At 61.7% G+C, this 26921-nt stretch carries 26 protein-coding genes; 9 read left to right on the top strand and 17 right to left on the bottom strand.

From position 1 onward, the window contains the following. Positions 1–31 precede the first annotated feature (31 nt). On the top strand, positions 32–1696 hold the full coding sequence (locus tag FP2506_RS02365) for a cisplatin damage response ATP-dependent DNA ligase (protein WP_040488849.1): 1665 nt from the start codon (positions 32–34) through the stop codon (positions 1694–1696). A 101-nt stretch (positions 1697–1797) separates the two neighbouring features. Here the strand turns inward: FP2506_RS02365 and FP2506_RS02370 are convergent, their stop codons facing one another. Both FP2506_RS02370 and FP2506_RS02375 read right to left on the bottom strand, forming a co-directional pair. After that, a complete protein-coding gene (locus tag FP2506_RS02370; RefSeq protein WP_007065772.1) occupies positions 1798–2922 on the bottom strand; it encodes an NAD(P)-dependent alcohol dehydrogenase in 1125 nt (374 codons plus the stop codon). Positions 2923–3233: 311 nt separating this feature from the next. Then, entirely contained in the window at positions 3234–6371 is a 3138-nt protein-coding gene (locus FP2506_RS02375) for a DNA translocase FtsK (RefSeq protein WP_007065773.1), read from the bottom strand. A 235-nt stretch (positions 6372–6606) separates the two neighbouring features. Here FP2506_RS02375 and FP2506_RS02380 point away from each other — a divergent pair, with 235 nt between their 5' ends. Together FP2506_RS02380 and FP2506_RS02385 are read left to right on the top strand one after the other, a co-directional pair. After that, on the top strand, positions 6607–6885 hold the full coding sequence (locus tag FP2506_RS02380) for a GNAT family N-acetyltransferase (protein ID WP_148227447.1): 279 nt from the start codon (positions 6607–6609) through the stop codon (positions 6883–6885). After that, a complete protein-coding gene (locus tag FP2506_RS02385; protein WP_007065775.1) occupies positions 6872–7396 on the top strand; it encodes a GNAT family N-acetyltransferase in 525 nt (174 codons plus the stop codon). The genes FP2506_RS02380 and FP2506_RS02385 overlap by 14 nt, the downstream gene beginning before the upstream one ends. 76 nt (positions 7397–7472) lie before the next feature. On the opposite strand, the gene FP2506_RS02390 is transcribed toward FP2506_RS02385, so the two are convergent. The 4 genes from FP2506_RS02390 to tesB form a co-directional block, all read right to left on the bottom strand. Further along, positions 7473–8819, bottom strand: coding sequence for an ammonium transporter (locus FP2506_RS02390; RefSeq protein WP_007065776.1), 1347 nt, complete (start codon positions 8817–8819; stop codon positions 7473–7475). A gap of 311 nt (positions 8820–9130) precedes the next feature. Further along, positions 9131–10507 carry an ammonium transporter family protein gene (locus FP2506_RS02395; protein ID WP_007065777.1) on the bottom strand — a complete coding sequence of 459 codons (1377 nt, stop codon included), beginning with the start codon at positions 10505–10507 and terminating at the stop codon, positions 9131–9133. Positions 10508–10527: 20 nt separating this feature from the next. Then, positions 10528–10866 carry a P-II family nitrogen regulator gene (locus tag FP2506_RS02400; protein WP_007065778.1) on the bottom strand — a complete coding sequence of 113 codons (339 nt, stop codon included), beginning with the start codon at positions 10864–10866 and terminating at the stop codon, positions 10528–10530. 305 nt (positions 10867–11171) lie between these two features. Next, complete coding sequence (tesB, locus tag FP2506_RS02405) at positions 11172–12032, bottom strand: acyl-CoA thioesterase II (protein WP_040489323.1); 861 nt, start codon at positions 12030–12032, stop codon at positions 11172–11174. A gap of 140 nt (positions 12033–12172) precedes the next feature. Here tesB and FP2506_RS02410 point away from each other — a divergent pair, with 140 nt between their 5' ends. Both FP2506_RS02410 and FP2506_RS18265 read left to right on the top strand, forming a co-directional pair. Further along, on the top strand, positions 12173–13435 hold the full coding sequence (locus tag FP2506_RS02410; protein ID WP_007065780.1) for a ubiquinone biosynthesis hydroxylase: 1263 nt from the start codon (positions 12173–12175) through the stop codon (positions 13433–13435). Positions 13436–13599: 164 nt separating this feature from the next. Continuing rightward, a complete protein-coding gene (locus FP2506_RS18265) occupies positions 13600–13758 on the top strand; it encodes a DUF3309 family protein (protein WP_007065781.1) in 159 nt (52 codons plus the stop codon). Positions 13759–13848: 90 nt separating this feature from the next. Here the strand turns inward: FP2506_RS18265 and folD are convergent, their stop codons facing one another. The 11 genes from folD to lgt form a co-directional block, all read right to left on the bottom strand. Beyond that, entirely contained in the window at positions 13849–14769 is a 921-nt protein-coding gene (folD, locus tag FP2506_RS02420; RefSeq protein ID WP_040488853.1) for a bifunctional methylenetetrahydrofolate dehydrogenase/methenyltetrahydrofolate cyclohydrolase FolD, read from the bottom strand. 168 nt (positions 14770–14937) lie between these two features. After that, positions 14938–15663 (bottom strand): aminoacyl-tRNA hydrolase, encoded by a 726-nt coding sequence (gene pth, locus FP2506_RS02425; protein WP_007065784.1) that lies wholly within the window; start codon positions 15661–15663, stop codon positions 14938–14940. Between the two features lie 94 nt (positions 15664–15757). Continuing rightward, positions 15758–16456, bottom strand: a complete 699-nt coding sequence (locus FP2506_RS02430) for a 50S ribosomal protein L25/general stress protein Ctc (RefSeq protein WP_007065785.1) — start codon at positions 16454–16456, stop codon at positions 15758–15760. A gap of 175 nt (positions 16457–16631) precedes the next feature. Further along, a complete protein-coding gene (locus FP2506_RS02435) occupies positions 16632–17165 on the bottom strand; it encodes a hypothetical protein (RefSeq protein ID WP_007065786.1) in 534 nt (177 codons plus the stop codon). 132 nt (positions 17166–17297) lie between these two features. Further along, complete coding sequence (locus FP2506_RS02440) at positions 17298–18056, bottom strand: alpha/beta hydrolase family protein (protein WP_007065787.1); 759 nt, start codon at positions 18054–18056, stop codon at positions 17298–17300. Between the two features lie 60 nt (positions 18057–18116). After that, positions 18117–19085: a ribose-phosphate pyrophosphokinase gene (locus tag FP2506_RS02445; RefSeq protein WP_244404110.1), complete on the bottom strand. Its 969-nt coding sequence runs from the start codon at positions 19083–19085 to the stop codon at positions 18117–18119. A 178-nt stretch (positions 19086–19263) separates the two neighbouring features. Further along, complete coding sequence (locus FP2506_RS17855; RefSeq protein WP_007065789.1) at positions 19264–20229, bottom strand: hypothetical protein; 966 nt, start codon at positions 20227–20229, stop codon at positions 19264–19266. 139 nt (positions 20230–20368) lie between these two features. Beyond that, the gene (locus tag FP2506_RS02455) at positions 20369–21523 is read right to left on the bottom strand and encodes a M24 family metallopeptidase (protein ID WP_007065790.1); all 1155 of its coding nucleotides are present in this window, start codon (positions 21521–21523) and stop codon (positions 20369–20371) included. A 5-nt stretch (positions 21524–21528) separates the two neighbouring features. After that, on the bottom strand, positions 21529–22326 hold the full coding sequence (gene pgeF / locus FP2506_RS02460) for a peptidoglycan editing factor PgeF (RefSeq protein WP_007065791.1): 798 nt from the start codon (positions 22324–22326) through the stop codon (positions 21529–21531). A 41-nt stretch (positions 22327–22367) separates the two neighbouring features. Then, a complete protein-coding gene (locus FP2506_RS02465) occupies positions 22368–23480 on the bottom strand; it encodes a class I SAM-dependent methyltransferase (protein ID WP_007065792.1) in 1113 nt (370 codons plus the stop codon). Further along, entirely contained in the window at positions 23477–24370 is an 894-nt protein-coding gene (gene lgt, locus FP2506_RS02470) for a prolipoprotein diacylglyceryl transferase (protein WP_007065793.1), read from the bottom strand. Before lgt ends, FP2506_RS02465 begins: the two co-directional genes overlap by 4 nt. 256 nt (positions 24371–24626) lie before the next feature. Between lgt and FP2506_RS02475 the strand changes: the two genes are divergently transcribed. The 4 genes from FP2506_RS02475 (at position 24627) to FP2506_RS02490 (ending at position 26908) form a co-directional block, all read left to right on the top strand. Next, positions 24627–24890, top strand: a complete 264-nt coding sequence (locus FP2506_RS02475) for an accessory factor UbiK family protein (RefSeq protein ID WP_007065794.1) — start codon at positions 24627–24629, stop codon at positions 24888–24890. Between the two features lie 297 nt (positions 24891–25187). After that, a complete protein-coding gene (locus tag FP2506_RS02480; protein ID WP_007065795.1) occupies positions 25188–25691 on the top strand; it encodes a type III secretion system chaperone family protein in 504 nt (167 codons plus the stop codon). Between the two features lie 11 nt (positions 25692–25702). Then, positions 25703–26518, top strand: coding sequence for a pyrroline-5-carboxylate reductase (proC, locus tag FP2506_RS02485; RefSeq protein ID WP_007065796.1), 816 nt, complete (start codon positions 25703–25705; stop codon positions 26516–26518). 36 nt (positions 26519–26554) lie between these two features. Next, positions 26555–26908, top strand: coding sequence for a tRNA-binding protein (locus tag FP2506_RS02490; protein ID WP_007065797.1), 354 nt, complete (start codon positions 26555–26557; stop codon positions 26906–26908). Positions 26909–26921: the final 13 nt, after the last annotated feature.

Below are 26921 nucleotides of genomic sequence, written 5' to 3' on the forward strand. Positions count from 1 at the left end.
CGGGATCCAGTCGGAAGCTACTTCACGCGGCATGAAGCCATTTGCCGACCTCATCGATGCGCTGACCCTGACGCCTTCCCGGAACGGCAAATTGCGGTTGATGGTGGAGCATTTCACGTCCGAACCGGATCCTGAGCGCGGGCTGGCGCTAGCAGCGATTACGCGCGATCTCGACATCAAGTCCGTCAAGCCTGCGATGCTGCGGGAACTGGTCACCGCGCGGATGGACCCGGTGCTGTTCGGCTATTCCTACGACTATGTCGGCGATCTCGCCGAGACGATCTCGCTCGTCTGGCCATCGGTCGAGGGTGGCGGGTCGGAGAATGATCGGCCTGGGCCCGCTTTGTCAGAGGTGGTCGAGACCCTGAACGGCACGACGAGGAACGAGGGGCCAAAGCATGTCGAGGCCTGGTTAGACCTGCTGGACTCGTCAGGTCGCTATGCGCTGTTGAAGCTGGTGACCGGGTCGATGCGGATAGGCGTCTCCGCCCGGCTCGCCAAGCAGGCGCTGGCGGATTTCGGTAAGGTCGATGTGACCGAGATCGAGGAACTCTGGCACGGTCTCGCTCCGCCGTACGAGGGGCTTTTCGCATGGCTGGAGGGCCGGGCGGAGAAGCCGGTCTCGGCGGCCAAGGCGCCGTTCAGGCCGGTGATGCTCTCGACGCCGCTGGAAGAACCGGACTACGGGATCGCGAAGCCGGAGGATTATGCCGCCGAGTGGAAGTGGGACGGCATCCGCGTTCAGGCGAGCGCGGAAGGCGGCGTCGCCCGGCTCTATTCGCGCACCGGCGACGACATTTCCGGCGCCTTCCCCGATCTCATGGACTTCATGACCTTCGATGGCACGCTTGACGGAGAGCTTCTCGTCGCGACGCCGACGGCGGAAAAGTCAGGCAAGCCGGCCGTGGAAGAGCACGCCGGCAAGCGCGGTGACGACATCGTGGTCGGCACCTTCTCCGACCTTCAGCAGCGGCTCAATCGCAAGACGGTCTCGGCGGCGATGCTGAAGACCTACCCGGTCTTCCTGCGCGCCTACGATCTACTCTTTGAGAACGGCGAGGACCTGCGTGGCTTTCCCTTCGCTGAGCGGCGCAAACGCCTGGACGTCTTCGCCGAAAAGCTCGAACCGACGCGCTTCGACGTCTCTCCCTTCGTGCCCTTCGAAAGCTTCGACGATCTCTCGAAGTTGAGAGCGGAGCCGCCGCATGCGGTCATTGAGGGGCTGATGCTGAAGCGCTGGGATTCGACTTATGTTCCGGGCCGACCGAAGGGCCCATGGTTCAAGTGGAAGCAGGATCCCTATCTGATCGACGCCGTCCTGATGTACGCCCAGCGGGGCCATGGGAAGCGGTCGAGTTTCTACTCGGACTACACCTTCGGCGTCTGGACGGGCGAGATGGACGCGCCAGAACTCGTGCCTGTTGGCAAGGCCTATTTCGGCTTTACCGACCAGGAACTGAAGCAGCTCGACAAATATATCCGCGACAACACGATCGAGCGCTTCGGTCCGGTGCGCTCGGTCCGCGCCGAGCCGGACCATGGCCTCGTGATCGAGGTGGCCTTCGAGGGGCTCCAGCGCTCCGGCCGTCATAAATCCGGCGTCGCGATGCGGTTTCCACGGGTGTCGAGGCTGAGGTGGGACAAGCCTGCAGCCGAAGCCGACCGGCTGGAGACGTTGCAGGCCATGCTGAAATAGGCTTGCCTCGCGCGAGCCAAAAGCAATTCGTCCGGTGAAGAGCGAGGGCCTCGTCCATTATCGTCGAGGCCCTCGCACCCACGCGGATCGCGTATCTTCGTTCAGGCCGCTCGACCGACAACCTCGCCGCGCGTCGGCGAGGCGATCTCGCGTGCTTTGCCCTTACCGTCGGCGTCGTCCTTGAGCGACTTCATGTCGATGACGTGCCGATAGCGCGGATTGCCGTTGCGAAGTTCATCGTAGATTGCGTCGATCTCTTGGATCGTAACGACTTTCGTCAAAGGCGCGATATCGTGCTTTGCGCAGAGATCGAGAATTTCTTGCGTATCCTTGATCCCGCCAATCAGTGACCCGGCGATACCGATCCGATTGAACACGAGTGGTCCACTCTCGACATTGTCGAAGCCGTTCATGTTTCCTACCAGAAGCAGCATGCTGTTCGGCTTCATGAGCGTGACATACGGGTTGATGTCATGCTTCACGGGTATGGTGTTGACCATCATGTCGAGGCTTTGCGCGGCGTTCGCCATCGCTTCCGCATCGGTCGTGATGAGGACGTCGTCGGCACCGAGTTTCATGATCTCGTCCCGCTTGCCCGGGCTCGTAGTCAACGCGACTACTCGTGCTCCCAAAGCCTTGCCGATCTGGATCGCAATGTGCCCGAGGCCTCCTATGCCCGCAACGCCGAGCGTATCGCCCTTCTTCAGGCCGAAATGCTTCATGGGCTGATAGGTCGTTATGCCCGCGCAGAGGATCGGACCGACGACCTCGTTCGATATCGCGTCAGGGACTTTGAGTACGAATTCCTCCCGCACGATGATCGAGTCGGTATAACCGCCATAGGTGTTCGAACCATCGCCGGCCTTCGTGCCGTTATACGTCAACGTACAGCTTTTGGGTCCCGAGCAGTACTGCTCGTCGTTGTTCCTGCACGATTCGCATTCCTGGCAGGAATCGATCATGCAGCCGACACCGACCCTGTCTCCCACCTTGAATTTCTTCACGCCGTCGCCGATCGCGGTGACGACGCCGGCAATTTCATGACCCGGAACGCAGGGATAGTTCGTATTGCCCCAGTCGTTGTCGACCTGATGGAGGTCGGAATGGCAAACACCGCAGTGCGTGATGTCGATCGCGACCTCGCCAGCGCGAAGATCGGTGCGATCGAATACGACCGGCACGAAATTCGAACCCTTCTCGGTGACCCCGTATCCGTAAACTTGCATCGCTTGTCTCCAGACTTTGCAACCGACTTTCGAGCCGGTCTTACCGTTAAGCTTTGGTCGGCTTATCATGACCCCAAATGGGCAAGAACAGGCCGAAAGAAGTCAGCTCCTCTGGAAGGATCGTTCACATTCAAATGATGTAAGCGCGGCTTGGGACCGGCACCCAACCTCGTAGGGGAGGGCAGGGATCGATCGAACAGGTTGTTCACGGCGAGGGAAGTTGATCTCTGCTTACGAGAAAGGCGGCGCAGATTAGCGCCGCCTTCAAAAGCATCAGGTTCGGGTGATCCTTGCTGCGAAGGCTCTGCCGATCACATACGGTCCTCTTCCGTTGGAACGAGGATCTCGCGCTTGCCGGCGTGGTTGGCCGGGCCGACGACGCCTTCCTTCTCCATCTTCTCGATGATCGAGGCGGCGCGGTTGTAGCCAATGCCGAGGCGGCGCTGGATGTAGGAGGTGGACGCCTTGCCGTCGCGCAGGACGACCGCGACCGCCTGGTCGTAGGGATCGTCACTGTCGTCGAAATCGTCATCTGCAGGCGCCGCGTTCTTCGAGGCGGCGCCGTTGCCGCCGCCCTTTCCGCCTTTGCCCGAACCGGCCTTGCCATCGTCCTCGTCTTCGTCGTCCTCGAGAACGGCATCGAGATAGTCCGGCACCCCTTGTGCCTTCAGGTGGCTGACGATGCCCTCGACCTCGGCGTCGTCGACGAACGGTCCATGGACGCGCTGAATGCGGCCGCCGCCAGTCATGAACAGCATGTCGCCCATGCCGAGGAGCTGCTCGGCGCCGCTCTCGCCCAGCATGACGCGCGAATCGATCTTCGACGTCACCTGGAAGGAGATGCGGGTCGGGAAGTTCGCCTTGATCGTGCCGGTGATGACGTCGGTGGAGGGACGCTGGGTCGCCATGATGACGTGGATGCCTGCTGCACGGGCCATCTGCGCGAGGCGCTGGACGGCACCTTCGATCTCCTTGCCCGCGACCATCATCAGGTCGGCCATCTCGTCGATGATGACGACGATGTAGGGGAGGGGCTGCAGATCGAACTCTTCGGTCTCGAAGATCGGCTCGCCGGAATCACGGTCGAAGCCGGTCTGCACCGTGCGCGACAGGGTCTCGCCCTTCGCCTGTGCCGTCTTCACACGCTGGTTGAAGCCGTCGATGTTGCGCACGCCGACCTTCGCCATCTTGCGATAGCGGTCTTCCATCTCGCGCACGGTCCACTTGAGGGCGACGACCGCCTTCTTGGGGTCCGTGACGACCGGGGAGAGCAGATGCGGAATGCCGTCGTAGATCGACAGTTCGAGCATCTTCGGGTCGATCATGATCAGGCGGCACTCGGCCGGCGAATGCCGGTAGAGCAGCGAGGAGATCATGGTGTTGATTGCCACCGACTTGCCCGAGCCGGTCGTGCCGGCGACGAGAAGATGCGGCATCTTGGCGAGATCGGCGATGACCGGCTCGCCGCCGATCGTCTTGCCGAGCGCGACCGGCAGACGGCCCTTGTGCTGGGCGAAGGTCGGCGAATCGATCATCTCGCGGAAGTAGACGGTCTCGCGCTTCGGGTTCGGCAGTTCGATTCCGATGGCGTTCTTGCCGGGGATGACGGCGACGCGGGCGGCGATCGCGCTCATCGAGCGGGCAATGTCGTCGGCAAGGCCGATGACGCGGCTCGATTTGATGCCGGGCGCGGGCTCCAGCTCGTAGAGCGTGACGACCGGGCCGGGCCGCACTTCCATGATCTCGCCCTTCACGCCGAAATCCTGGAGCACGCTCTCCAGAAGCCGCGCATTGTCGGCAAGGGCCGCTTCCGAGAGCGTCTCATCGAGATAGGGAGCCGGCGGCGGGGTCAGGTATTCGACCGAGGGGAGTTCGAAGGTCTCCGGATCGGGAAGTTCGAGCTTGGGTTGCATGGCGAGTGCCTTGCCGGAACCGCCGCGCAGCTGGGCCTGCTGACCGGTGATAGTGCGGGTCTGAGGCATGGCGCGGGCGGCCGGCATATCCTGCGATGACGGTGAGGCCGGCACATGAGCACGCGGCATCTGACGTTGCTGGCGTTCAGCCTGCTTCGGTTGTGCTGCAGGCTGACCCGCATCGAAACCCGGCTCGTTACGCGGCGGCTGTGGTGTCTCGAACTTCGGGCGCCGGCCCGGGAAAGCGACGATGTTCCCGGGCAAGAGACCGCGCCAACCGCCTGCGGCGGGTTGGGGCGCCGGTTCCGTTTGGGGCTCGAAATATGCGTTCTCGTTGACGGAGCCGTCGTCATAGCTCTCAAAGTTTCGGTCGACCTCCGCATTCGGATCGCCAGGACGATACCAGGCGTGGTTCGCGAACGGATCGGCGTCGGCAGCCGGCTGAACTGGCGCTTCGAACGGCGCGTCGAAACGACCGGTTACCTGCGGCAGGCCATATGGGTCCCTGGCCGGTTGCGGAGCAGGGGCCGGACGGGTCTGCATCGCCGGCTGTGCAAAGTCGTCTTCGTCGATTTGATCGGCGAACGGATCGAAGAAGCCGGCATCCTGGCCTTGGCCGGGCATGCGGATCGAGACGCCACGATGTGCGACTTCCGGTTCGTGAGGCGGCTGGACGGCAGGCATTTCAGGATGAAACGAGCCAAGTTGCGGCTCGGCACGACCCAGCAATGAGGGATTGCGAACGGGTGGTGCGGGCTCGCCCTGGTCGTTCCAGTCATCGAAGCGGTCGCCAAATTCGCGGCGGCTTTCCGCGCGTTTAGTGCGCACGCGGTCGATCGCCGAGCGGGCTGAGAACACGACATGAGCGAGCGCTCCCATGACAAGGGCGAACTTGCCCTCCTGCCCGTCGAGATCGTCCTGCGGCAAACGGCGGGCGTGGGATGCATGCCGGACCGGCGTAGGGGCTGGACGATTGCCCATTTTCAGATCCCAAAGGCCGGACCCGCCGAGGAAAAGGCGCGCGCCCGGAGCAACCGCGAGAAGACCGACCAGAACTGCGAAGAAGCCGGAAGGATAACCGCCGAAGAAGAGCGCTGGCACTTTGAGAACAATATCGCCGATAACGCCGCCGAGGCCGATCGGAAGCGGCCAGCTCTCGCTTTCGGGCAGGCAGCCGAGAGCGGCGCAGACCAGGGCAATGCCTGCGACCGCAAGCCAACCCTTGCGCGACAGCCTGTCGAGCGGCTTGCCGATAAGATAGAGAACACCCCAAATCAGTGGCCAGACGACGATCAGAGCCGCACCGAGACCGAGTACCTGCATCAGGATGTCGGCGGTGATTGCGCCGGGTGCACCGGCCGCGTTCTCAATCGCCTGACGGTTTGCCTGGCTCCACGACGGATCGGCGACGTTCCAGGTGGCGATCGAGGTGGCGAAGAAGGCCGACAGGGCGATCATGCCTAGCCCCGCACCAAGTTCGGCCTGTCGCTTGAGGTTCATGCGCTTGCCGCTTGCGCCATCCGCCGTGATCGTCATTTCGCCGCCCGTCTTGAGGTGGAATAAAAGTCATTTCGCCGCGCTTCGAAGAGCCCGGACGAGTCTTCGCCACATTAGGTCCGCGCTGGTTAAGCGGCGTTTAAGCTTAAGGCGCCGTTACCTGATCCAGCTAGCGAAGGTGGATGAAAGGCTTGTAGGAAACTCGAAATATTCACTCGTCTCGAGTAGGGATTCACGTGTGATGCAGAGGCGTCACGAAACGAAAGGCCAGGTAATGTTGGATATCGAACATGAGACACGCGAAGGCGGGGGCCGTTTCACGACGTCCAGAGGAGCGGCCGAACTCACATATCGTCGCCGCGATGCCGACACCGTCGTGTTCGATCACACATTCGTGCCTCCCGAAGAACGCAGCAAAGGCATTGCAGCCGAACTCGTGAAGGCCGGCGTCGACTGGGCACGGGCGGAAAATCTGAAGGTCGTGCCGCAGTGCCCCTATGTGGCGGTGATGTTTCGGCGCGAACCCGAGAAATACACGGATGTCGCCGCCTGATTTGCCTGAGCCGAGCCCAGATCTTCGGCGTTACACTTTTGAAGAGGTTGGCGCTGCCGATCTCCCACGACTTCGTGATTGGGTCGCAAGGCCCCATGTCGCTGAATGGTGGGACGACGACGAGCCGTTCCGTGACGAGGACCTTGCCGACCCCCGCGTCGATCTCCGTCTAGTATCATTCGATGGCCGGCCGTTCGCTTTTATGCAGGATTACGACGTTCGCGGCTGGGTGGGGCACTACTTTGGCCATCTGCCGCCGGGTTCACGCGGCATCGACCAGTTTATCGCCGAGCCCGACATGGTGGGTATCGGCCACGGTCCCGCTTTCATCTCCCTGCGGATCAAAGAACTCTTCGATGGCGGCGCGCCTGCTGTGGCGACCGATCCACATCCCGATAACAAGAGAGCTGTTGCCGCCTATGAGAAGGTGGGGTTCCGCGCGACCGGCGAACCGATGACGACCCAATGGGGACTGATCCTGCCGATGGTGTTCTGGCGAAAGTCTTTGTGAAGGCGCGCCGTAGTGCCTCAACGAGAAGAAGCGTCCTCACGGACGCTTCTCTCAGATCGCCACGATCTCAATCCGATTAGGAATGATAAGCGACTTCGCCATGATAGGCGAGGTCGAGCCCCTGGCGCTCATCGTCCTGAGACGGACGAAGACCGATGGTCAGATCGACGATCTTGAACGCGATCACCGAGACGACGCCGCTCCAGACGATGGTGATGAGGACGCCGACGATTTGCGCCCAGACCTGCGAGACCATGGTCACGCCTTCACCGTAGCCGATGCCACCGAGAGCGCTCGAGGTAAAGACTCCTGTCCCGACGGCGCCGATGATGCCGCCGATGCCGTGGATGCCGAAGACGTCGAGGCTATCGTCGTATTGCAGCTTGTTCTTCACCACGGCGACGAAGAAGTAGCAGCCTGCGCTGGCGATCGCGCCGAGAACGATCGCGCCGACCGGACCGATCGTGCCGCAGGCGGGAGTTACGGCGACAAGCCCGGCAACGATGCCGGATGCACCGCCCAACATCGACGCCTTGCCGCGGGCCGCCGCCTCGATCGCGGCCCACGCGACGAGCGCACCAGCGGTGGCGGTGAATGTGTTGATCATCGCGAGAACGGCAGCCGCCGTCGACTCGAGGTTCGAACCGGCGTTGAAGCCGAACCAACCGACCCAGAGGATTGCCGCTCCCACCATGGTCAGCGTCATCGAATGCGGGGCCATATTGTCCTTGCCGAGACCGAGGCGCTTGCCAACGACAAAGGCGCCAACGAGGGCCGCGATGCCTGCATTGATATGGACGACGGTACCGCCGGCGAAATCGACCGCCGCTATGCCGCCCGAAAGAGCGCCGTTGAAGATCAGCCCCGCTCCGTCCCACACCATATGGGCGACCGGATAGTAGGAGAAGGTTGTCCAGATGAGGACGAAGGCGATAACGGCAGAGAACTTGATGCGTTCGGCGAAACCGCCGACGATCAGCGCTGGCGTGATGACAGCGAAGGTCATCTGGAAGGCGATGAAGAGGTATTCCGGTATCTCCACCCCATCGGTGAACGTCGCTGCCGTCGAATCGACCGTGACGCCAGCCAGAAACAGTTTTCCAAGGCCACCCCAGAAATAGCCGGTGCCGCCGCCGAAGGCGAAGGAATAACCGTAGACCACCCAGGCGATGATCATGATGCCGCATATCATCGTGCACTGCATCAGCACCGAAAGCATGTTCTTGGCGCGTACGAGCCCACCGTAGAAGAGTGCAAGACCCGGCATCGTCATGAAGAGGACAAGGAGGGTGGCGGTCATCATCCAGGCGACGTCGCCCTTGTCGACTGTCGCCGCGGCTGCTTCCGCTCCGGCTCCCGCATCCTGCGCTAAGGCCACCGAGGCCTGAAGAAAAGCCGCAACAGTCACGGATGCAGCCGCCATGGGCCGCAAGATGCTTTGTCTGGTCACGTCGGACGCCCCTCATACTCTCGAATGCCGGCGCAAGACGAACTGCGCAGCATCATTCGAGAGACCGGCAATCAAGCAGCGTGCCAAACTTGACATGCCCTAGCCAGAATGGCGTCTCTTCGAAGTTCAGACCAAGAATTGGTGAAAAAGCGGGCATGTGCCCATGCATCAGGCAACGTCTGCCGCGAAGCGCAATCCGTTCGATCCAATACGAAGAGGGGCCCGCCGCACGGCGAGCCCCTCTTAAGATCCTGCCTAGAAGGCGGTGTTTGACCGCCAGCCGATCAACGTTGGCCAGTCGCAAACTCCGGATAAGCCTCGACACCAACTTCGGACCGGTCGAGCCCCAGGGCCTCTTCCTCTGCCGAGATCCGCAAGCCCATGATCGCCTTGACGATGCCAAAGACTACGAGGCTCGCAACGAAGGTGAAGATACCGTAGGCGACAACGCCGATCAGCTGCGTGACGTAGCTCGCATCGCCGTTCGTCGCGGGCACGACGATCGTGCCCCAGATGCCGGCGAAAAGGTGGACCGGGATGGCGCCAACCACGTCGTCGATCTTCAGCTTGTCGAGGAGCGGAACCGTGAAGACCACGATGACGCCGCCGACGCCGCCGATGAGGATCGCCTGCCAGGCCGTTGGAGCAAGAGGTTCTGCAGTGATCGATACGAGACCGGCAAGGGCGCCGTTGAGAACCATCGTCACGTCGACACGCCCGTAGATGACCTGCAGAAGGATCATGGTCACGACGACGCCGCCGGCTGCTGCCAGGTTTGTGTTTGCGAAAATGCGGCTGACATCGGTGACGTCGCCAATCGTGCCCATTGCAAGCTGGGAGGCTCCGTTGAAGCCGAACCAGCCGAGCCAGAGAATGAACGTGCCGAGAGTTGCAAGCGGGATCGAGGAGCCCGGCATCGGAACGGCCGTACCGTCCTTAGCGAAGCGCCCCGTGCGCGAACCAAGAAGCAGAACGCCCGCGAGCGCCGCCCAGCCACCGACCGAGTGGACCAGCGTCGAGCCGGCGAAGTCGGAGAATCCCATTTCCGAGAGCCAGCCAGCACCCCACTGCCAGGAACCGGCGATCGGATAGATGAACCCGGTCAGGATGATGACGAAGACCATGAAGGAACCGAGCTTGATGCGCTCCGCGAGTGTGCCCGACACGATGGAAGCGGCCGTCGCTACGAAGACCATCTGGAAGAACCAGTCCGAGGCGGTCGAATAGCCTGTCGACAAGGCGTCCCCGCCGACTGGGTCCCATGAATAAGGCGCGAGCGTGCCGATATACCCGCCGTCTACGCCGGTATACATGAGGCTATAGCCGCAGGCCCAGTACATGATGCCGGCTGTCGAATACAGCCCTATATTCTTGAGGCACTGCATCGACACGTTCTTGGAACGGACCAGCCCGGCCTCGAGCATAGCGAAGCCTGCCGCCATCCACATGACGAGGAATCCGCCCATGAGGAAGAGAAGCGTGTTGAAAATATAGGCGGTCTGATCGCCGGGGGCTTCCCCAGATGCGGCGGCATCGGCTGCCGGAGCAGCCGCGTCTGCTGCAGCTTCGGCGGCCGGAGCCGCGGCGTCCTGCGCGAATGCCGCCGTGGCTGTGAGGCCGGCACCGAGCGCGGCGAAGTAGAAAATTTTCTTCAGATTCATTCGTTCGTCCCCTATCGGCCTCAAAGTGCGCTCGAATCGGTCTCGCCCGTGCGGATGCGAACCGCCTGGTCGATGCCGTAGACGAAGATCTTGCCGTCGCCGATCTGGCCGGTTTTTGCGGCGCTCTGGATCGCTTCGATGGTCTTGTCGACGGACTCATCGCCAACGACGACCTCGACCTTCAGCTTGGGTAGGAAACTCACAGCGTATTCGGTGCCGCGATAGATTTCCGTATGTCCCTTCTGGCGCCCGTAGCCTTTGACTTCGGTGACAGTCAGCCCCTGGATTCCGACGCCGGTGAGCGCTTCGCGCACCTCGTCGAGTTTGAATGGCTTGATGATCGCCATTACGATTTTCATGTTCACCTCGAACCTGTTGCGGCGGCTCAAGCCGCAGGTGTTGAGCCAAGAATGCGCCGCAGCAAAAACGCGGCGACTGCCCAACCCGGAATCAAGCTCCGTGCCAAACTCTTGAAATATGTTAAGATATTAATAGAATCAGAGACTTGGGAGCAGTGGAATTCTCCAGGCGATAGCGCAAGCCGAAGTGCCTCAGAAATAAGCGAAATCGCATTGCACCATCTGCCTAAAAAACGTGCAGTGCAGATACAGCGCTTCTTCGCTGTCTAAAATCAGAGCGTTTGCCCACCGCGTCTGAACAGCGCTCAGCCTTTGCGCGGTCGGATCAAGCCTTCCTGTGCGACCGAGGCGACGAGCCTGCCTTCACGGGTGTAGAGGCTTCCGCGCGTCAGGCCCCGCCCACCCGATGACGAAGGGCTGTCCTGTGCGTAGAGCAACCAGTCCGACACCCGGACAGGCCGATGAAACCACATGGAGTGGTCGAGGCTCGCTGCCTGGACGCGCTCGTCGAAGACCGAAAGACCGTGAGCGAAGAGCGAGGTATCGAGCAGCGTCATGTCGGAAAGGTAGGCGAGGACGGCCGCGTTGAGGCTCGGATCGTCGCCTATCTCGTCGTTGCACCGAACCCATATCCGTTGGATAGGCTCGAGCTTGTTTTCGGTAAGGTAGTGGTCGAGCATGATCGGCCGAAACTCGATCGGTCGCGGACGTTGCCAATAGCGCTTCACGGCCGGGGGAGCGTGTTCGAGAATCCGCTCTTTCAACGCATCCCCGTGGGGTATCTCGTCCGGTCCGAGCACATCGGGCATTTCGATCTGATGATCGAACCCTTCTTCGTGAAGCTGAAAGGAGGCCGAGAGCAGGAAGATGGCACGGCCATGCTGGATCGCGACGACACGCCTTGTCGTGAACGACCCACCATCTCGGATACGATCGACATCGTAGACAATGGGAGCGGACGGATCGCCGCCGCGCAGGAAGTAGCTGTGTAGCGAATGGCAGAACCGATCGGCAGGCACCGTGCGTTGAGCTGCGACCAACGCCTGCGCTACCACTTGGCCGCCGAAAACGCGTTGCCAGGTCTGGTCGGCACTTACCCCTCGGAAAAGGTTCTCCTCGATCTTTTCGAGATCAAGGATTTCCAGAAGTTCGGATACGGCATTCATGCTGGCGATAATCCCCTTTGTCCGGCGGCCGTGCGGCGATTGAACCATTCGAAGCTCTGGTGTTCCGTGCCCAGCAAACCATATGCTTCAGGGAGAATTCGTCCATATTGCACCGGGCTAGAGGCAAGGAGAGAGCGACAATGGCGGAGGCGACGGATCAATCGTCCAGTGGCGTCACAGCCGGCGAACGCGCCGATATCTTGATCGCGGGCGCAGGCTATGTCGGGCTGACGCTGGCAGTCGCCGTGAAAACCGCTGCGCCATCCCTCGATGTCCGTCTCGTCGACATTGCTCCGGAAGGCGTGTGGAAAAAGGATGGTCGCGCTTCCGCGATCGCTGCCGCTGCCATCCGCATGCTGGAACGGCTGAACATCTGGGACGAAGTCAGGGATGACGCGCAGCCGATCACCGAGATGATCGTGACCGACTCCAAGACGAGCGACGTCGTTCGCCCTGTTTTCCTGACTTTCGGCGGCGAGGCAGAGCCGGGCGAACCGTTCGCACACATGCTGAGCAATCAGGTGCTGAACGGTGCGCTGCGTGCGAAGGCGGCAGCACTCGGCGTCTCGGTGGAGCAAGGCATCGGCGTCTCTGCGATCCATCCGAAATCGGCCGCGATCGACATCGACCTGACCGATGGTCGCAAGTTGACGACGCGGCTGCTCGTCGCCTGCGACGGGGTCAATTCGAAGATACGCTCGATGGCCGGCATTCAGACGATTCGGAAGGAATACGATCAGGCCGGCATCGTCGCGACGGTTGGCCACGAGCGCCCGCATAATGGAAGAGCAGAAGAGCATTTCCTTCCCTCGGGCCCATTCGCTATCCTGCCGCTCAAAGGCAACCGCTCGTCTTTGGTCTGGACCGAAAGCGCTCGCAAGGCCAAGGAACTCGTCGAGGGCGACGAAATGGTATTCGAACTCGAGCTCGAACAGCGCTTTGGCCACAAACTGGGCGCGATGACCCTCGAAAGCGGTCGAAGGGCCTTCCCCATAAGTTTGACACTCGCCCGCAGCTTCGTGAAGCCACGCGTGGCGCTCTGCGGCGATGCCGCCCACGGCATCCATCCGATCGCCGGGCAAGGCCTCAATCTCGGCTTTAAGGACGCTGCGGCGCTCGCCCAGACCATCGTCGAGGCCGAACGTGGAGGGCTCGATATCGGGGCAATCGACGTTTTAGAGGAGTATCAGCGCTGGCGCCGTTTCGACACGGTGCAGATGGGCATTACGACCGACATTCTGAACCGCATGTTCTCGAACGACAGCAGTCTCTTGCGTTCGGTGCGCTCCTTCGGCCTTTCGCTTGTCGATCGCGCGCCGCCGCTTAAGGAGTTTTTCATCGCCCAGGCCGCCGGGTTGACCAAGGGGCCTTCGCCGCGCCTGCTACAAGGCGACCCGATCTGAAACATTCTCGTTTCACTTTCCGGCGGTCAGCGGAAGCGAGCGCAGAACGATTGCGGTTCTCGCCTTGGAAGGCTAGGAAGCGTTCCGAATCCATGGCCGAACCGCCTGCGGCTACATGCGGGTACGACTGAGGCCTCTATAAAGCAGATCGGAGCCACAGACGCATGACGACCGGCGGCATCATTTTCTTACTCCTCCTGATCGTACTGATCGCCGTTCTGCCAATTTGGCCGTATGCGCGCCGCTTCACGATCGGCCCGCTGATGGTCGTGGGTGTGCTCCTGGTCACCGTGCTGATGCTGATCCTCATCGGCATCTTGTGATCGCTTCAAACTGCACATGCGAAGCGAAAGCGGACATCCCTGGGGATGCCCGCTTTGCCGCAGTTATCGATTAATCCTGCCTGAGCCCGTTCAGAACTTCGGCGCTTCCTTTCCGGCGGCGCGATAGGCTGACCGGAGCGTGTTCGCCATCAGCATGCCGATCGTCATGGGGCCGACACCCCCTGGCACCGGCGTGATGGCCTTCGCCTTTTTGGCCGCTTCGTCATAAGCGACGTCGCCGACAAGGCGCGTCTTTGGCGATCCGTCTTCCTTCATACCCTTCTCGGGAGCATCAACTCGGTTGATCCCCACGTCGACGACAACTGCGCCTTCTTTGACATAGTCGCCGGTCACCATCTCCGGCCGGCCGACGGCTGCAACGAGAATATCCGCATTGGCGCAGACAGCTGCCAAATTCTTCGTGCGCGAATGGGCGATGGTAACAGTGGCATTGGCGGCGAGCAGCAGCTGCGCCATCGGCTTGCCGACGATGTTGGAACGGCCAACGATGACAGCGTTCAGCCCCGAGAGATCCTCGCCGAGCATGTCGCGGATCATGACCATACATCCGGCTGGAGTGCAGGGCACGAAGGCCTCGTCCGCCGCACCCGTTGCGATGCGCCCGACGTTGACGAGATGGAAACCGTCGACATCCTTGTCCGGGTCGATCGCCTGTATCACCTTGCCGTCGTCGATTTGTTTCGGGAGGGGCAGCTGGACGAGAATCCCGTGGATCGTATCGTCCTTATTGAGGTCGTCGACGATCTTCAGGAGATCGGCTTCGCTCGTTTCCGCGGGCAGTTCGTGCTTGACGGACTTGAAACCGCATTCTTCCGCGCGTTTTGCCTTCGAGCCGACATAGACCTGGCTGGCCGGATCAGAGCCGACGATGACCACCGCGAGGCCCGGCTGCATGCCCGTCTCGGCCTTCAGCGCTTTGGTCTTCTCGGTGACTTCCTCGAGGATCGACTTCGATCGCCCCTTGCCGTCCATGATCGTCGTGTCGCTCATGATTATGCTTCCTCCCGAATACGATGCGCGGCGCCCGCCACTTTCTTTCGAATAGGAGGAACTATAGGGCGAGGGCAAGGATGGCACGGAAGGCGGAAGAGCCCGATCGGGTGGAAAATGCTGGCCTTATGGGGATTGGATGCGTCGAAGCACTGACGACCAATCTATTCACTCTCCCTTGCCGAACATCCGCTTCAGCATCTCGGCCATCGGGCCTTTATCCGGCAGCTTGACCTGGGGACCAGTTCCGCGAGCCTGATGGATGTGACTCTTGCCCTTCGCCGGCTTGGCTGGATCATTCGGCTTGGATGAGGCGGAGGCACTCGAGCCGCCGGCCACCGAGACCTTGTTCATGAAGCTCGCGTCTTCCCCCCTCACGAGCGGCTCGAGATTTCGGGCGATGGTGGTGAGGAGGGGCTGCAGCCATTCCCTATCGGCTTTGGAGAAGTCGCCCAGGACATGAGGCGTCACCGCCTCCTTGCGGCCCGGATGGCCGATGCCGAGGCGCATGCGGCGATAGTCCTTCGTGCCGAGATGGGCATCGGTGGAGCGCAGGCCGTTATGGCCGCCATTGCCGCCGCCGGTCTTCACCTTCACGCGGCCCGGATCGAGGTCGAGTTCGTCGTGGACGACGATCACATCCTTCGGCTCGATCTTGAAGAACCGCGCGGCCTCTCCAACCGAGCGGCCGGAGTCGTTCATGAAGGTGAGGGGTTTAAGGAGCAGCACCTTCTCGCCGCCGACCTGGCCTTCAGAAATCTCGCCGGAGAACTTTTTCGACCAGGGCGAGAAAGCTGGATCGCGCGCGATCTCGTCGACGGCCATGAAGCCGATATTGTGCCGGTTGCCGGCATATTTGGGACCCGGATTGCCGAGGCCTGCGATCAGGATCATGGGGCGTTCCTTTGGTCGGGACCGTCATGCGAAAACGGCCGGATCGAGACCCGGCCGTTCAGTAAATCCATCGAAAAAAGCGTCGGATCCCGGCTTACTCTTCGTTGGCCTTGGTTTCGCCTTCGACGGTCTGAGCGTGCTGCTCGGTGACTTCGGTCTCTTCGACCTCGCCGTCCTCCGGAGCCTCCTCTTCGGAGATCTCACCTTCTTCTTCCTCGGAGCGGAGCGCTGCCGGGGTCGCGATCGTCGCGATCGCAAAGTCGCGGTCGGTGATTGTGAACTTCACGTCGTCGGGCAGCGTGATCGACGAAGAGGCCAGCGTGTCGCCGATCTCCGTGCCGGTCAGGTCGATGGTGAAGTATTCCGGAATTGAGTTCGCGGAACACTCGACCTCGACCGCATGGCGCACGACATTGAGGACACCGCCGCGTTCGAGGCCCGGCGACTCTTCCTCGTTCTCGAAGTGGACCGGGATTTCGACCGTGACGCGGGTCTTTTCGCCGACGCGCAGGAAGTCGACATGCTCCAGGAAATCACGCACGGGATCGAGCTGGTAGTCGCGCGGGAGAACCTTGATCTTCTCCTTGCCGACCGTAATCGTCGCGAGATTGGTCATGAAGCCGCCGGCGTGAAGCGCAAGGAAGGTTTCCTTGTAGGGGAGCGCGATCGGCAGGGGATCTTTGTTGTCGCCGTAGATGACGGCTGGAATCATGGCGTTGCGGCGCAAAGCTCTGGCGGCCCCCTTGCCGACCTTTTCGCGCTTCTCCGCCTTGACCTCGAAGGTCTGATGCATGGTTTCGTCCTTTGACTGTTGAGGTGGCCGTGACCGACGCTCGCGCCGGAAACGACGAAAAGCGGTTTGCCGCCGGCAAACCGCCCAACTCCGCGCTGCCTCCAAGGGTGTCTGCGCGGACGGGGAGCCTATAACGCAGGCTTGCCATCCGGGCAAGCAGGCCGCTGACGGCCAACTAGATGTCCCGTCGCTTCCAATCATCCGACAAATGCGGGTTCCGCATATAGCCAGGACCTATGGTCAACGGCGCTGGCGGTACGACCGCGTCGGACATTTGAGACGTGACAGTGAAGCTCTCTTCGAACAGCACTGCATCGTCGAGGTTCTGGATCAGCCTAACGGAGACCCTGTAAGGCACGCCCTTTTCGACACCCCGCACAGGCGGCGACCGGACGCTGTAGCGGGTCGAGCGCGGCGTCAGCTTCTCGATGATCTCGAGTGGCGGCCCGCCCATGGGGTCTTCGAAAGTCGCGATTATCCTTGAATACTTGCGGACCGGCTTGTTCACCACGGCCGCGAAGCCATAGCTGACCTCGCCGATCCGGTAGTTGAACATGAAGCCCGCGCCGGCGATCGTCAGATAGGGCGTCTGGCTCGGCGGCGTTCGGGTCGCGAAGCCGATCGCCAAGAGAAGCAGGATGAAGCCGGCAAGCCCGATGGCGATGTGGCGTAGACCGAGCTTACGGGCCTGAAAGGTGAGCGTCTGCATGAGCAAGTCCAAGCACCAATGATGTCGAGGCCGAGCTTACGCCCGCGTTTCGCTTTCGTCACCGTCCGCCTCGTGTGCGCGTGGGGGACGGCATTGCCGAAGATCGCCGAGCCGTTCGAGATCGTATCTGGTCTAGAAATACCGGCTCGCCCAAGCGGCGATGATGCTTGCCGCATATTCCGCGTCGACGCCCTCGGTCAGATAATGCGTTGCGCCTTCGAGCGAGACGAAGCTCTTGGAGTGTTCGGCGCGATCGTGGATCATTCGGGCGTTCTCGATGCCGACGACGTCGTCCGTCGGCGAATGCATGACGAGGAGGGCGGCGTCCAGCGCGTCAATGCGTTTCGGTTGCGGCTGGTCCTTCAGATCATCGACGAACTTCTCGGCGATGGTGAAGGTGCGCCCGCCGAGTTCCACCTCGGCCCGGCCGTCCTTTCGGATCGCGTCGAGGGCCTCGTCGAAATTGCGGGTGACATGCCAAGCGTCGTAGGGCGCGGCGATGGTCGCAACGGCGGCGCATTCGTCGATTTCGTTCGCCGCGGCGATCGCCACCGCGCCGCCGAGGCTGTGGCCGACGATCAGTTTCGGCGCGGCGTAGTGCTCGCGGAGAAATTCGGCGGCCGCGATCGTGTCTGCGAGATCGGTCGAGAAGTTGGTGTGCTCGAAATCGCCCTCGCTCTGGCCGATGCCGGCAAAGTCGAAGCGAAGCGTCGCGATGCTGGCCCCGGCAAGCGCGCGGCTCACCTTGACGCTCGCGAGGAAATCCTTGCCGCAGGTGAAGCAGGAGCAGAAGAGGGCGTAGGCGACCGGATCGCCATCGGGCACTTCGAGCCGGCCGGAAATCCTGGTCCCGTTGGAGCCCGTGAACTCGACTGCTCTGCTTTCGGTCATCGCGCCTTCCGCCTCGCCGCATGACGAAAAGGGTAGGCTCGGATTGGCCGAAGGCCAACTTCAGCACTCCAGCCGAGCCTCGATCGAAGGGCGAAATCGTTCAGTCGAACAGGCTGGAGACCGATTCTTCCGAAGCTGTGCGAGCGATCGCTTCGCCAAGGAGATTGGCGGTTGTGACGATGCGGATATTGTCGGTCTCGCGGATCGTCTTGGTCGGCTCGATCGAATCAGTGATGACGAGTTCGAGGAGGCTTGATGCAGCGATGCGTGCAGCCGCGCCGCCGAGAGGACGCCGTGGGTGATATAGCCGAAGCGCTCTCGCACCGGCATCGACGAGGGCTGCGGCCGCATTGCAGAGCGTGCCGCTGAATCGATGATATCGTCGATCAGGATGCAGTTCCGGCCTTCGACGTCGCCGATAATGTTCATCACCTCCGATTCGCCGGGCCGCTCGCGCCGTTTGTCGACGATCGCCAGCTGGGCGTCCAGCCGTTTGGCAAGGGCTCGGGCGCGCACCACGCCCCCGACGTCCGGTGAGACGACGGTGAGGTTCGATAGATCCTGATGCTCCTTGATGTCTCGGGCAAAGAGCGGGATCGCGAAGAGGTTGTCGGTGGGGATGTCGAAGAACCCCTGGATCTGTCCGGCGTGGAGATCGAGGGTCATGACGCGGTCGGCGCCGGCATGGGTGATGAGGTTCGCGACGAGTTTTGCAGAGATCGGCGTACGGCCGCCGGCCTTCCGGTCCTGTCGAGCATAGCCGAAATAAGGGAGCACAGCGGTGATGCGTCTGGCGGAGGCGCGACGCATGGCGTCTATGATGATCAGCAGCTCCATCAGATGGTCGTTTGCCGGATAGGATGTCGACTGAACGACGAAGACGTCCTCGCCCCGAACGTTTTCCTGTATCTCGACGAAAATTTCCTGATCGGCGAAGCGACGCACCAGAGCCTCACCAACCGGAAGCTCCAGATACTTCGCCATCGCTTGCGTAAGCGAGCGATTGGAGTTTCCGCTGAAAATTTTCATTACGCCTGTCCGTGTTCCGGCTGTTCCGTCACACCCCCTGTCACCGGAAGCCTGCCGGGAGGCTCCCGCGGATGCGCCGCTTTCGCCAGCGCGCTTTACCAGCATGTCGGGAAACTTCAACCCGGCGACCGGTCGCCGCCGATTGGGCGATTGGGCAAAATGCATGGTCGCTAGAGCCTCAGGCCGGGGGAAGGCCTTGTGCTTCCTGAAGCGTTGCTCGGGCGACTCGATCGAGCACTGCGCGATCGACGCCAGCCCATGGACTATCGGCTGCCTTCGAGAAGCGTTCCTGGCCTTGGATCCGGTGAATGCGCTCGTCGTTCTGGTCGAGAACGTCCCAGACATAGACCAAAACCGACTGCTCGCCCTCGTCGAAGGCGCTGAAATAGCCCTTCAAGCGAACCGCTGCCTGACCGTCGGCGGCCGGGCGAATAGTGACGCTCGATCTCGCCGCCTCGTCGGCGAGGGCCTGTGCAAGTAGGTTTGCCTGTTCGTTCGGAGCGCCGACCAGTGGCAGAAACTGGACTTCAGAGGATGGCTGGCCGAGAGCGGCGGTCTGCGTCGGCGGCTCGGTCGGTGCGTTCGCCTGCGGGACGGGCGTGCTCGCCTGTTGCGGCGGGGCTATTTCGCTGTCGTTGGAAAAGGACGGGTCCGGCTGCGAGTAGCTTTCGGAGGGCTGCGCCTGCGGCGGGGACTGCGAAGGTGGCGCGAGCAGAGGCGCTGACTGGATGCCGCTGGAGGACGGGGCCGCCTGCAGGTAACCGCCATCTTGGTTGAAGGTGCCGTTCTGTTGGTAACCTGAATCCTGCTGAGCCTGCGTTTGGTAGCTTGTATTTTGGGGCTGATAGCCGTCCGGCAGCTTCGAGACGGGATAGGGCGGCGTCGGCGCGGAAATGCCACCATAGGCGCCCGGCACTTCGTTCCCAGACCCGACCGCGTTCATCGATGGCGAGCCATATGTTCCGCCGCCCGAGCCGATCGAGGCCGGCGGAATCAGGCTCCCGTCCAGACCGGACATCATGTCACCACCGGTACAGGCGCTCAGCATCCCGGGCGTAAAGGCGGCGACGAGAAGGGTCGCTCGCGTTCGATCGAAGCGTCGCTGTGCGGTCACGGTGTTCTGGCCCCCTGCTTTCCCGCCCATCGCATCGTCCGGCCGTGCGAACGTACGGCGTTCGACGCTGGGAGAAAAAGCTTGATGGGTCGTGAAGAGGGGCCCGCTCCGGTGCCTTTAAGTTATTCCTCAAAGTAAACGGAGTCTTAACGACGAGAAGTCCAGAGTCTCAGGGGCGGATTACAGGAAGGTCGAGGGGTAGTTTCGAGAAGGGTTCCGGCGCGCCTTCGGTCGTCAGATAGGTCCGGCCAAGCGTCATGGCAGTGCCAGTCTCGGAGTCCATGATGATCATGTGAGCGAACAGCGTCATGTCAGGTTCGATCGCAGCGGCGTTCCCTGCCATGAACATGGGGGCGTCCATCCAGGAAGGCGCGTAACGCGCACCGAGTGAGTAGCCGCACGCTGAAAGTCTGTGGCGGGCGAGATCGTGATCCTCCATGACAGCGGCATGGGCGTCGAAGACGTCGCCAAAGGTGTTACCGGGACGCATTGCCTTCTCCACCGCTTCGAGTGCCTCGGTCGCGGCGGTATGGAGTTCCAGGTGGCGCTCGGTTGGTTCTCCGATGATGATCGTGCGCATCAATGCCGAATGGTACTGCGCTTTTACGCCGGCCCATTCGAGGGTGAGCTGGTCCTGGTCCTTCAATTTGGTGCGGCCGGACTTGTAGCGGCAGAGAAGGGCAGCTTCGCCCGAGCCGATGATGAAGGGATTGGCCGGATAGTCCCCACCCTTCTTCAGGATCGTCCCTTGGAGCACCGAAAGGAGTTCGCCCTCGTCGGCGCCCGGTTTGATCAACGGGAGGATCTCCTGATAGGCGTCGTCGGCGAGACGGGTCGCCTCACGAACATGCGTGATCTCGGCTGGTGATTTGACGGCCCGGATCATCGGAACGAACAGCGATGCGTCCTTGAGCGAGGCGAACGAGCCGAGGCGTTCTTCGACGATCTTGCCGTTTGCCGCAGTGAGGCCGTGAGTCGCCCATTCCACGCCGATCTTCGCCCCGAGAAGATCCATGTCCTCCAGCATGTCGCGCAATTCGATCACCGGATCAGCGTTGCCGCGGTCGCGCCAGACGACGACGGTCTCAATGATCGATGTCTGGCGCGCTTGCCTTATGTCGGCCGATCGCGTGAGGAGCCGCATCTGGCCTTCGGCGGTGAAGACCAGGCATTGAAAGAAGCAGAAGCCGAAGGAATCGTAACCGGTGAGCCAGTACATCGATTCCTGTGAGAAGAGCATCAAGGCATCGAGCTTCTCCTCTTTCATGCGCGCTGCAAGACGCGCCTGTCGAGCCTCGAATTCCTCGGGGGTGAAATGCAGCATTCCGTTCAGCCTTTGACCGCGATTGCTGAAAGCTGGCGCCCGTAATCCGGATCGCCGCGATGGGTCGCCCGGCGGAACGAAAAGAACCGCTGATCGCCATAGGTACATATGTCGACGGATCGTCCGTCGACACCGGCCTTTCGGAGACGCTCGATGATGAGGCCCGGCAGATCGAACTGATACTTGCCGGCCGCGACACCGTCCTTGAAGAACCTGCGAGCACCAGGCCCGGCCGCTTCTATGGCCTCGTCGAGCCGCTCCGCGCCCACCTCGTAATTTGCCTGGCTGATCGTCGGGCCGAGGACCGCCGTTATGCATGAGAGTTTCGCGCCGAGCCCGATCATCGCCTCGAGGGTTGCCTCGATAATGCCGCCCGTCGCACCCTTCCAGCCGGCATGGGCGGCAGCGACGACGCCGGCTTCTAAGTCCGCAAAGAGGATCGGGCCGCAGTCAGCTGTGACAACGCCCACCGCGAGCCCCGGGGTCTCTGTCACCACGGCATCTGCTTTCGGTCGTTCTGCCCCGAAGGGCGCGTCGACCACGACTGCCGTTGCCGAATGGATCTGCCACGGCGTCGCGAGCCGGTCCGGCGCGATCCCCAGATAGGCGAGGGCGCGCGTGCGGTTCTCCTTGACCGCTTCGCGCTCGTCGTTCGAGCCGAGACCCATGTTTAGCGAGGCGTAGAGATCTGTCGACACGCCGCCGCCCCGGGTGAAGAACCCGTGGGTAATCGCCGGTCCGAAAGCTTCGGCCGTTTCAACGTCGATTTCGTTCAGCACTCTTGAGCCGCCCCGTGCCGTCATGTCGTGACCGGCGGGGATGGTGGTGGAGGCACAGGGCGAAGTCAATCGCCGTTCCCCATCGAGAAGGGCGGAATGTCGAGCGGCGCGGAGGCGACGGCGAACACCTTGAAGAGGTCGCCCATGTCTTCCGGGCCGCTTCCGGCAAGACGTTGAACATCCATGCGGATTCGGTCCCGGCCGGCCTCGTCGAGCGGCGCGCCGAGGCGTCCGGCGCGTTCGAGAAGGCCTAAGGACAGAAGGAACTCGCCCTGTGTGCGGACCGGCGAAGACGTAAGCCCGGCCTCGCCGAAACGGCGGGTAAGACTTTCGAAATCGACATGACTCGTAAGGTCAGCCTCGCCGGGATTGTCGAGAACCGGGACGTAGCGGTGGGCGGCTACCGCTTGAAAGGTGTCGCCGACAGCCGTCTGGGCGTGCCCGTAGTCGATGAAAAGGCCGGCGCCGCTGGTCCGCCGTAATCGTGCACCAAGTTCGGCCGCAAGCCCCTCGCGGGCCGGCGAAAATTCCGCGATCGCTCCGTCTTCGATACCGTGCATTTTAATGACCGACAGGCAGGCGGGCAGGCTGTCGAGCGTCTTGCCCATAGCGAAGCCCAAGCTGCCGTCATTCTGAAGCTCGATCGTCCGTTCGTGCCAGCGGCCCTCATGAAAGACGGTCTGCCGGATCGGCACCGCGTCGAAAAGTTCGTTCGCTACGACGACTGCCGGCATTTCTTCCAATTCGCCGATGCGCCGCACGCGCTTGATCGGCAGATCGAACCCTTCGAGCCGGCTCGCCTGAAGCGCGGCAAGGCGTTCGCTGGTTTCGACAAGCCGGATGCGGGCCGCAGCGAGGCAATCGGGTGCAGTTCGACGAAGCGTGCGCAGTAGATCGGCCATCAGGGTGCCGCGGCCGGGACCGATCTCGGTCAGGAGAAACGGCACGGGACGTCCGAGTTGGACCCAAGCGCCCGCGCACCAAGCCCCGATCAGTTCGCCGAACATCTGGCTTATCTCGGGGGCGGTGGTGAAGTCGCCGGCACGCCCGAACGGCTCATGCGCCGAGTAATAACCATGCCGCCGATCGAAGAGCGCGATCTCCCAGAAGCGCTCGACCGTCATCGGTCCGCGCTCGCGGATTTCTTGCGTGATCTTCTCAGAGAGGACGGAGGTCAAGCCGCCTTCGCGCCCTCTTCAGCTTTCGCCCGCTTGGCGATTATGCGTGGGTCAACTGCGTAGGAATGATATCTCGAATACGCCATGCCCCAGAGGCCGATGAGCAGCATCGGGATCGACAGGATCATGCCCATCGTCAGCCAGCCGCCGAAGAAATAGCCGAGATGGGCATCCGGCATTCGGAAGAATTCCACGAAGATGCGCGCCGCAGCATAGGTGAAGAGAAACAGCCCACCCACGAAGCGGGGCCGCTTGAACATGCCGAAATGGTGGGTCGCGATGCGAAGGACGACGAAAAGCAGGATACCTTCAAGCGCCGCTTCGTAAAGCTGGCTCGGATGGCGGGGTTCGGGTCCCGCATCCGGAAAGACCATCGCCCAGGGTACATTGGTCGGCGCACCCCAGAGTTCGCCGTTGATGAAATTGGCGACCCGCCCGAAGAACAGACCGAAGGGGACGCAGGCGGCCGCGATGTCGAGCATCGACCAGAGCGGCACCTTGTGGACACGGCAGAAGATGAAGATCGCGATCACGACGCCGATCAGCCCGCCATGAAAGGCCATACCGCCTTCCCAGACCCGGAAGACAGCCAACGGATCGGCGAGGTAGCGTTCGAAATCATAGAACAAAACGGAGCCAAAGCGTCCGCCGAGAACGATGCCGAGAGTAATGTAGAGGACGAAATCGTCGGCCTCGGTCTTTGTCAGGGGCGAGACGCGGTCCGGCCAGAGCTTCGGATTGCTCGCGATGCTTCGTCCGTAGAGCCACCCGCACAAGATGCCGACAACATAAGCAAGCCCATACCAGCGCAATTGCAGAAAGCCGAGATCAAGAAACACGGGATCGATCTGCGGATAGGTCAAGACGCCGAACGTCGTGAAGGGGATCATCGGGCGGTCCTGTCATTCTGGGCATGCCCGAACACGGTCGGGGCCTGATTCATCTTGCGGTCGGTTTGGCGAGGCAGTTTGGCCGGGTCAAGGCGGGCATCCGAAGCCGATCTGTCTTGCCGATATCGGCCAGAGAGATTGCCTAGTTCGCAATATCGCGACCGGTCGACCCAACCGGCATTGCCGCTGCGCCCTAGCATCTCTACCTCAAAGGTCTACGCATCACCGACGAACCACGCAAAACGGAGCAAATTTCATGCGAAGCCAGGGACCCAACCGCGTTCTCGACGAGTTCGCGCGCGTGATGACCGATGCAGCAGGCGCCGCCCAAGGGGCACGGCGCGAGGCCGAGACGTTCTTTCGCGCACAGGGCGAACGCCTGATGAGCCAGATGGATATCGTCCAGCGCGAGGAGTTCGAAGCAGTCCGCGAGATGGCGATCAAGGCACGCTCGGAAAACGAGACCTTGAAGGCGCGGATCGCGGCGCTCGAGGAAAAGCTCGGCGGCCAATCGTCCTGACCGGTCGCGCGCCACTCTCGCGGAAGGCGTCGCACGCTGTTATCCACAGCCCTTCCACAGGAATTTTCACGGCGCGTTGACAGCTGCAAAGCCCTGTCGCGACTCACGTTTCGACTCACTTGAGCTCAGGTGTTGAATCGAGAATTGTTTCGGAAGTGTGAAAAAGCAGAAGAGGGACTTAAGCGCCGGACTCGGCGTCTGTATGCTGGTCTTCGAAGGTGATTCGCCATAGGCGGCGGCGATCTCCTTCGGGCCACACCGCACCGGGTGGCAAGATGCGGCACACGAGGAAAATTCATGAGTCATCTTCTCGAAGACGGGGGCTTCAGGCAAGCGCACCCGGTCGATACGATTGAATGGGTCGCGGCGGCGCGCGACTGGGTGTTCGAGCGCTCCTGCGAGGACGAGCTTGCGATGACGGTCCAAGGCATCTGGACCGATTATGCGGTCTCTTTCTCTTGGATCGACAATCTTGAGGCGCTGCATCTTGGTTGCGCCTTCGATCTGAAAGTTCCACCCCATCGCCGCGAGGAAATCGGGCGGTTGATCGCTCTGGTCAACGAAAAGCTGGTTCTGGGGCATTTCGGCTACTGGGACGCCGAGGGTGCGGTGATCTTCCGCAATGCGCTTCTGTTGGCAGGTGGCGTCGAGGCGACGAGCACCCAGGCGGAGGCGATGCTTGCGAACGCGCTCGATCAGTCGGACCGCTTCTATCAGGCGTTTCAATATGTGATCTGGGCCAACAAAGCGGCTCACGAGGCGCTCGCAGCGGCAATGTTCGACACGGTCGGCGAGGCCTGAGCAGCGTGACATTGCAGGGGAAGCGGATTCTCGTTCTCGGCGGCGGCAATATGGGCTGCGCTCTCATGGGCGGTTGGCTGAATGGCGATGTCGATCCTAATGGACTGCTGGTCGTTGACCCGAACCGCGGCGAGGCGCTTGCCAAGCTGATCGAAAAGCACCGGTTTCGACACGAGACATCGGTGCCGTCGGATTTCCAGGCGGACGTCGTCCTCGTAGCGGTGAAGCCGCAGATGATGGGGAAGGCGCTTCCAGCGCTGATGCCTGCACTCGGCAAGAGAACGCTGGCCGTCTCAATCGCGGCCGGAACAACAGTTGAAACACTGTGCGTTCATCTCGGCGATCGGCCGATCGTGCGCGCTATGCCAAACACGCCGGCGCTCATCGGGCGAGGCGTGACCGGCGCCTTCGCCAACGACAATGTCTCTGAAGAGCAAAAAGAGATTGCGGACCAACTCCTGTCGGCATCAGGCCAGGTGGAATGGGTCGAGACCGAGGAACTGATCGACGCCGTCACCGGCGTTTCGGGCAGCGGTCCGGCCTATGTCTTCCACCTCGCCGAATGCATGGCGAGAGCTGGCGAGGCGGTCGGGCTTCCCGCCGATCTCGCAATGCGCCTTGCAATGCACACGGTGGCGGGGGCGGGAGAACTCATGATCCGTTCGGACGAGGCGCCGGCCAAGCTGCGAAAGAACGTGACGTCGCCGAACGGGACGACCGAAGCTGGCCTTTGCGTGTTGATGGACGAGGAAAACGGCCTTCCGCCGCTCATCGAAAAGACGGTGAAAGCTGCGCGCGACCGTGCGATAGAGCTTTCAAAGGATTGAATCCTTTCGCTTGAAGCAGGCTGCAGCGGGTCGGAAATGTATGCTGAAGACACAGAGACGATTTCGTTCGACGATTTCCTGAAATGCGATATTCGCGTAGGGGTGATCGTCGAGTCGGAGCCCTTTCCGGAAGCTCGCAAACCGGCGGTCAAGCTGAAGATCGATTTCGGCGAGGACATCGGCGTCAAGAAATCATCCGCGCAGATTACCAAGCACTATGAGCCGGGCGAGCTCGTCGGAAAACAGGTTATGGCCGTGGTGAACTTTCCGCCCCGCCAGATCGGGAAGTTCATGTCGGAGGTGCTGACACTGGGCGTGCCGGATGATGCCGGCGAGGTTGTCCTGATACGGCCGGACAAGGATGTTCCGATCGGCGGCCGCCTCTACTGAAGGCTCGGCCACA

It is taken from the genome of Fulvimarina pelagi HTCC2506 (assembly GCF_000153705.1).
Taxonomy (GTDB): domain Bacteria; phylum Pseudomonadota; class Alphaproteobacteria; order Rhizobiales; family Rhizobiaceae; genus Fulvimarina; species Fulvimarina pelagi.

Excerpts from the sequence above, each read along its gene's own strand:
- folD (WP_040488853.1), bottom strand. The coding sequence starts at position 14,769 with ATGAGCGACACGACGATCATGGACGGCAAGGGGCGATCGAAGTCGATC.
- FP2506_RS02455 (WP_007065790.1), bottom strand. The coding sequence starts at position 21,523 with ATGCTGCATTTCACCCCCGAGGAATTCGAGGCTCGACAGGCGCGTCTT.
- FP2506_RS02480 (WP_007065795.1), top strand. The coding sequence starts at position 25,188 with ATGAGTCATCTTCTCGAAGACGGGGGCTTCAGGCAAGCGCACCCGGTC.
- lgt (WP_007065793.1), bottom strand. The coding sequence starts at position 24,370 with ATGATCCCCTTCACGACGTTCGGCGTCTTGACCTATCCGCAGATCGAT.
- FP2506_RS02390 (WP_007065776.1), bottom strand. The coding sequence starts at position 8,819 with ATGGCGGCTGCATCCGTGACTGTTGCGGCTTTTCTTCAGGCCTCGGTG.
- FP2506_RS02375 (WP_007065773.1), bottom strand. The coding sequence starts at position 6,371 with ATGACGATCACGGCGGATGGCGCAAGCGGCAAGCGCATGAACCTCAAG.
- FP2506_RS18265 (WP_007065781.1), top strand. The coding sequence starts at position 13,600 with ATGACGACCGGCGGCATCATTTTCTTACTCCTCCTGATCGTACTGATC.
- FP2506_RS02410 (WP_007065780.1), top strand. The coding sequence starts at position 12,173 with ATGGCGGAGGCGACGGATCAATCGTCCAGTGGCGTCACAGCCGGCGAA.
- pgeF (WP_007065791.1), bottom strand. The coding sequence starts at position 22,326 with ATGACGGCACGGGGCGGCTCAAGAGTGCTGAACGAAATCGACGTTGAA.
- FP2506_RS02365 (WP_040488849.1), top strand. The coding sequence starts at position 32 with ATGAAGCCATTTGCCGACCTCATCGATGCGCTGACCCTGACGCCTTCC.
- FP2506_RS02385 (WP_007065775.1), top strand. The coding sequence starts at position 6,872 with ATGTCGCCGCCTGATTTGCCTGAGCCGAGCCCAGATCTTCGGCGTTAC.
- FP2506_RS02445 (WP_244404110.1), bottom strand. The coding sequence starts at position 19,085 with ATGAAAATTTTCAGCGGAAACTCCAATCGCTCGCTTACGCAAGCGATG.
- FP2506_RS02440 (WP_007065787.1), bottom strand. The coding sequence starts at position 18,056 with ATGACCGAAAGCAGAGCAGTCGAGTTCACGGGCTCCAACGGGACCAGG.
- FP2506_RS02370 (WP_007065772.1), bottom strand. The coding sequence starts at position 2,922 with ATGCAAGTTTACGGATACGGGGTCACCGAGAAGGGTTCGAATTTCGTG.
- FP2506_RS02490 (WP_007065797.1), top strand. The coding sequence starts at position 26,555 with ATGTATGCTGAAGACACAGAGACGATTTCGTTCGACGATTTCCTGAAA.
- FP2506_RS02435 (WP_007065786.1), bottom strand. The coding sequence starts at position 17,165 with ATGCAGACGCTCACCTTTCAGGCCCGTAAGCTCGGTCTACGCCACATC.
- tesB (WP_040489323.1), bottom strand. The coding sequence starts at position 12,032 with ATGAATGCCGTATCCGAACTTCTGGAAATCCTTGATCTCGAAAAGATC.
- pth (WP_007065784.1), bottom strand. The coding sequence starts at position 15,663 with ATGATCCTGATCGCAGGCCTCGGCAATCCGGGTCCCAAATATGCCGGC.
- FP2506_RS02395 (WP_007065777.1), bottom strand. The coding sequence starts at position 10,507 with ATGAATCTGAAGAAAATTTTCTACTTCGCCGCGCTCGGTGCCGGCCTC.
- FP2506_RS02400 (WP_007065778.1), bottom strand. The coding sequence starts at position 10,866 with ATGAAAATCGTAATGGCGATCATCAAGCCATTCAAACTCGACGAGGTG.
- FP2506_RS02475 (WP_007065794.1), top strand. The coding sequence starts at position 24,627 with ATGCGAAGCCAGGGACCCAACCGCGTTCTCGACGAGTTCGCGCGCGTG.
- FP2506_RS17855 (WP_007065789.1), bottom strand. The coding sequence starts at position 20,229 with ATGGGCGGGAAAGCAGGGGGCCAGAACACCGTGACCGCACAGCGACGC.
- FP2506_RS02430 (WP_007065785.1), bottom strand. The coding sequence starts at position 16,456 with ATGCATCAGACCTTCGAGGTCAAGGCGGAGAAGCGCGAAAAGGTCGGC.
- FP2506_RS02380 (WP_148227447.1), top strand. The coding sequence starts at position 6,607 with ATGTTGGATATCGAACATGAGACACGCGAAGGCGGGGGCCGTTTCACG.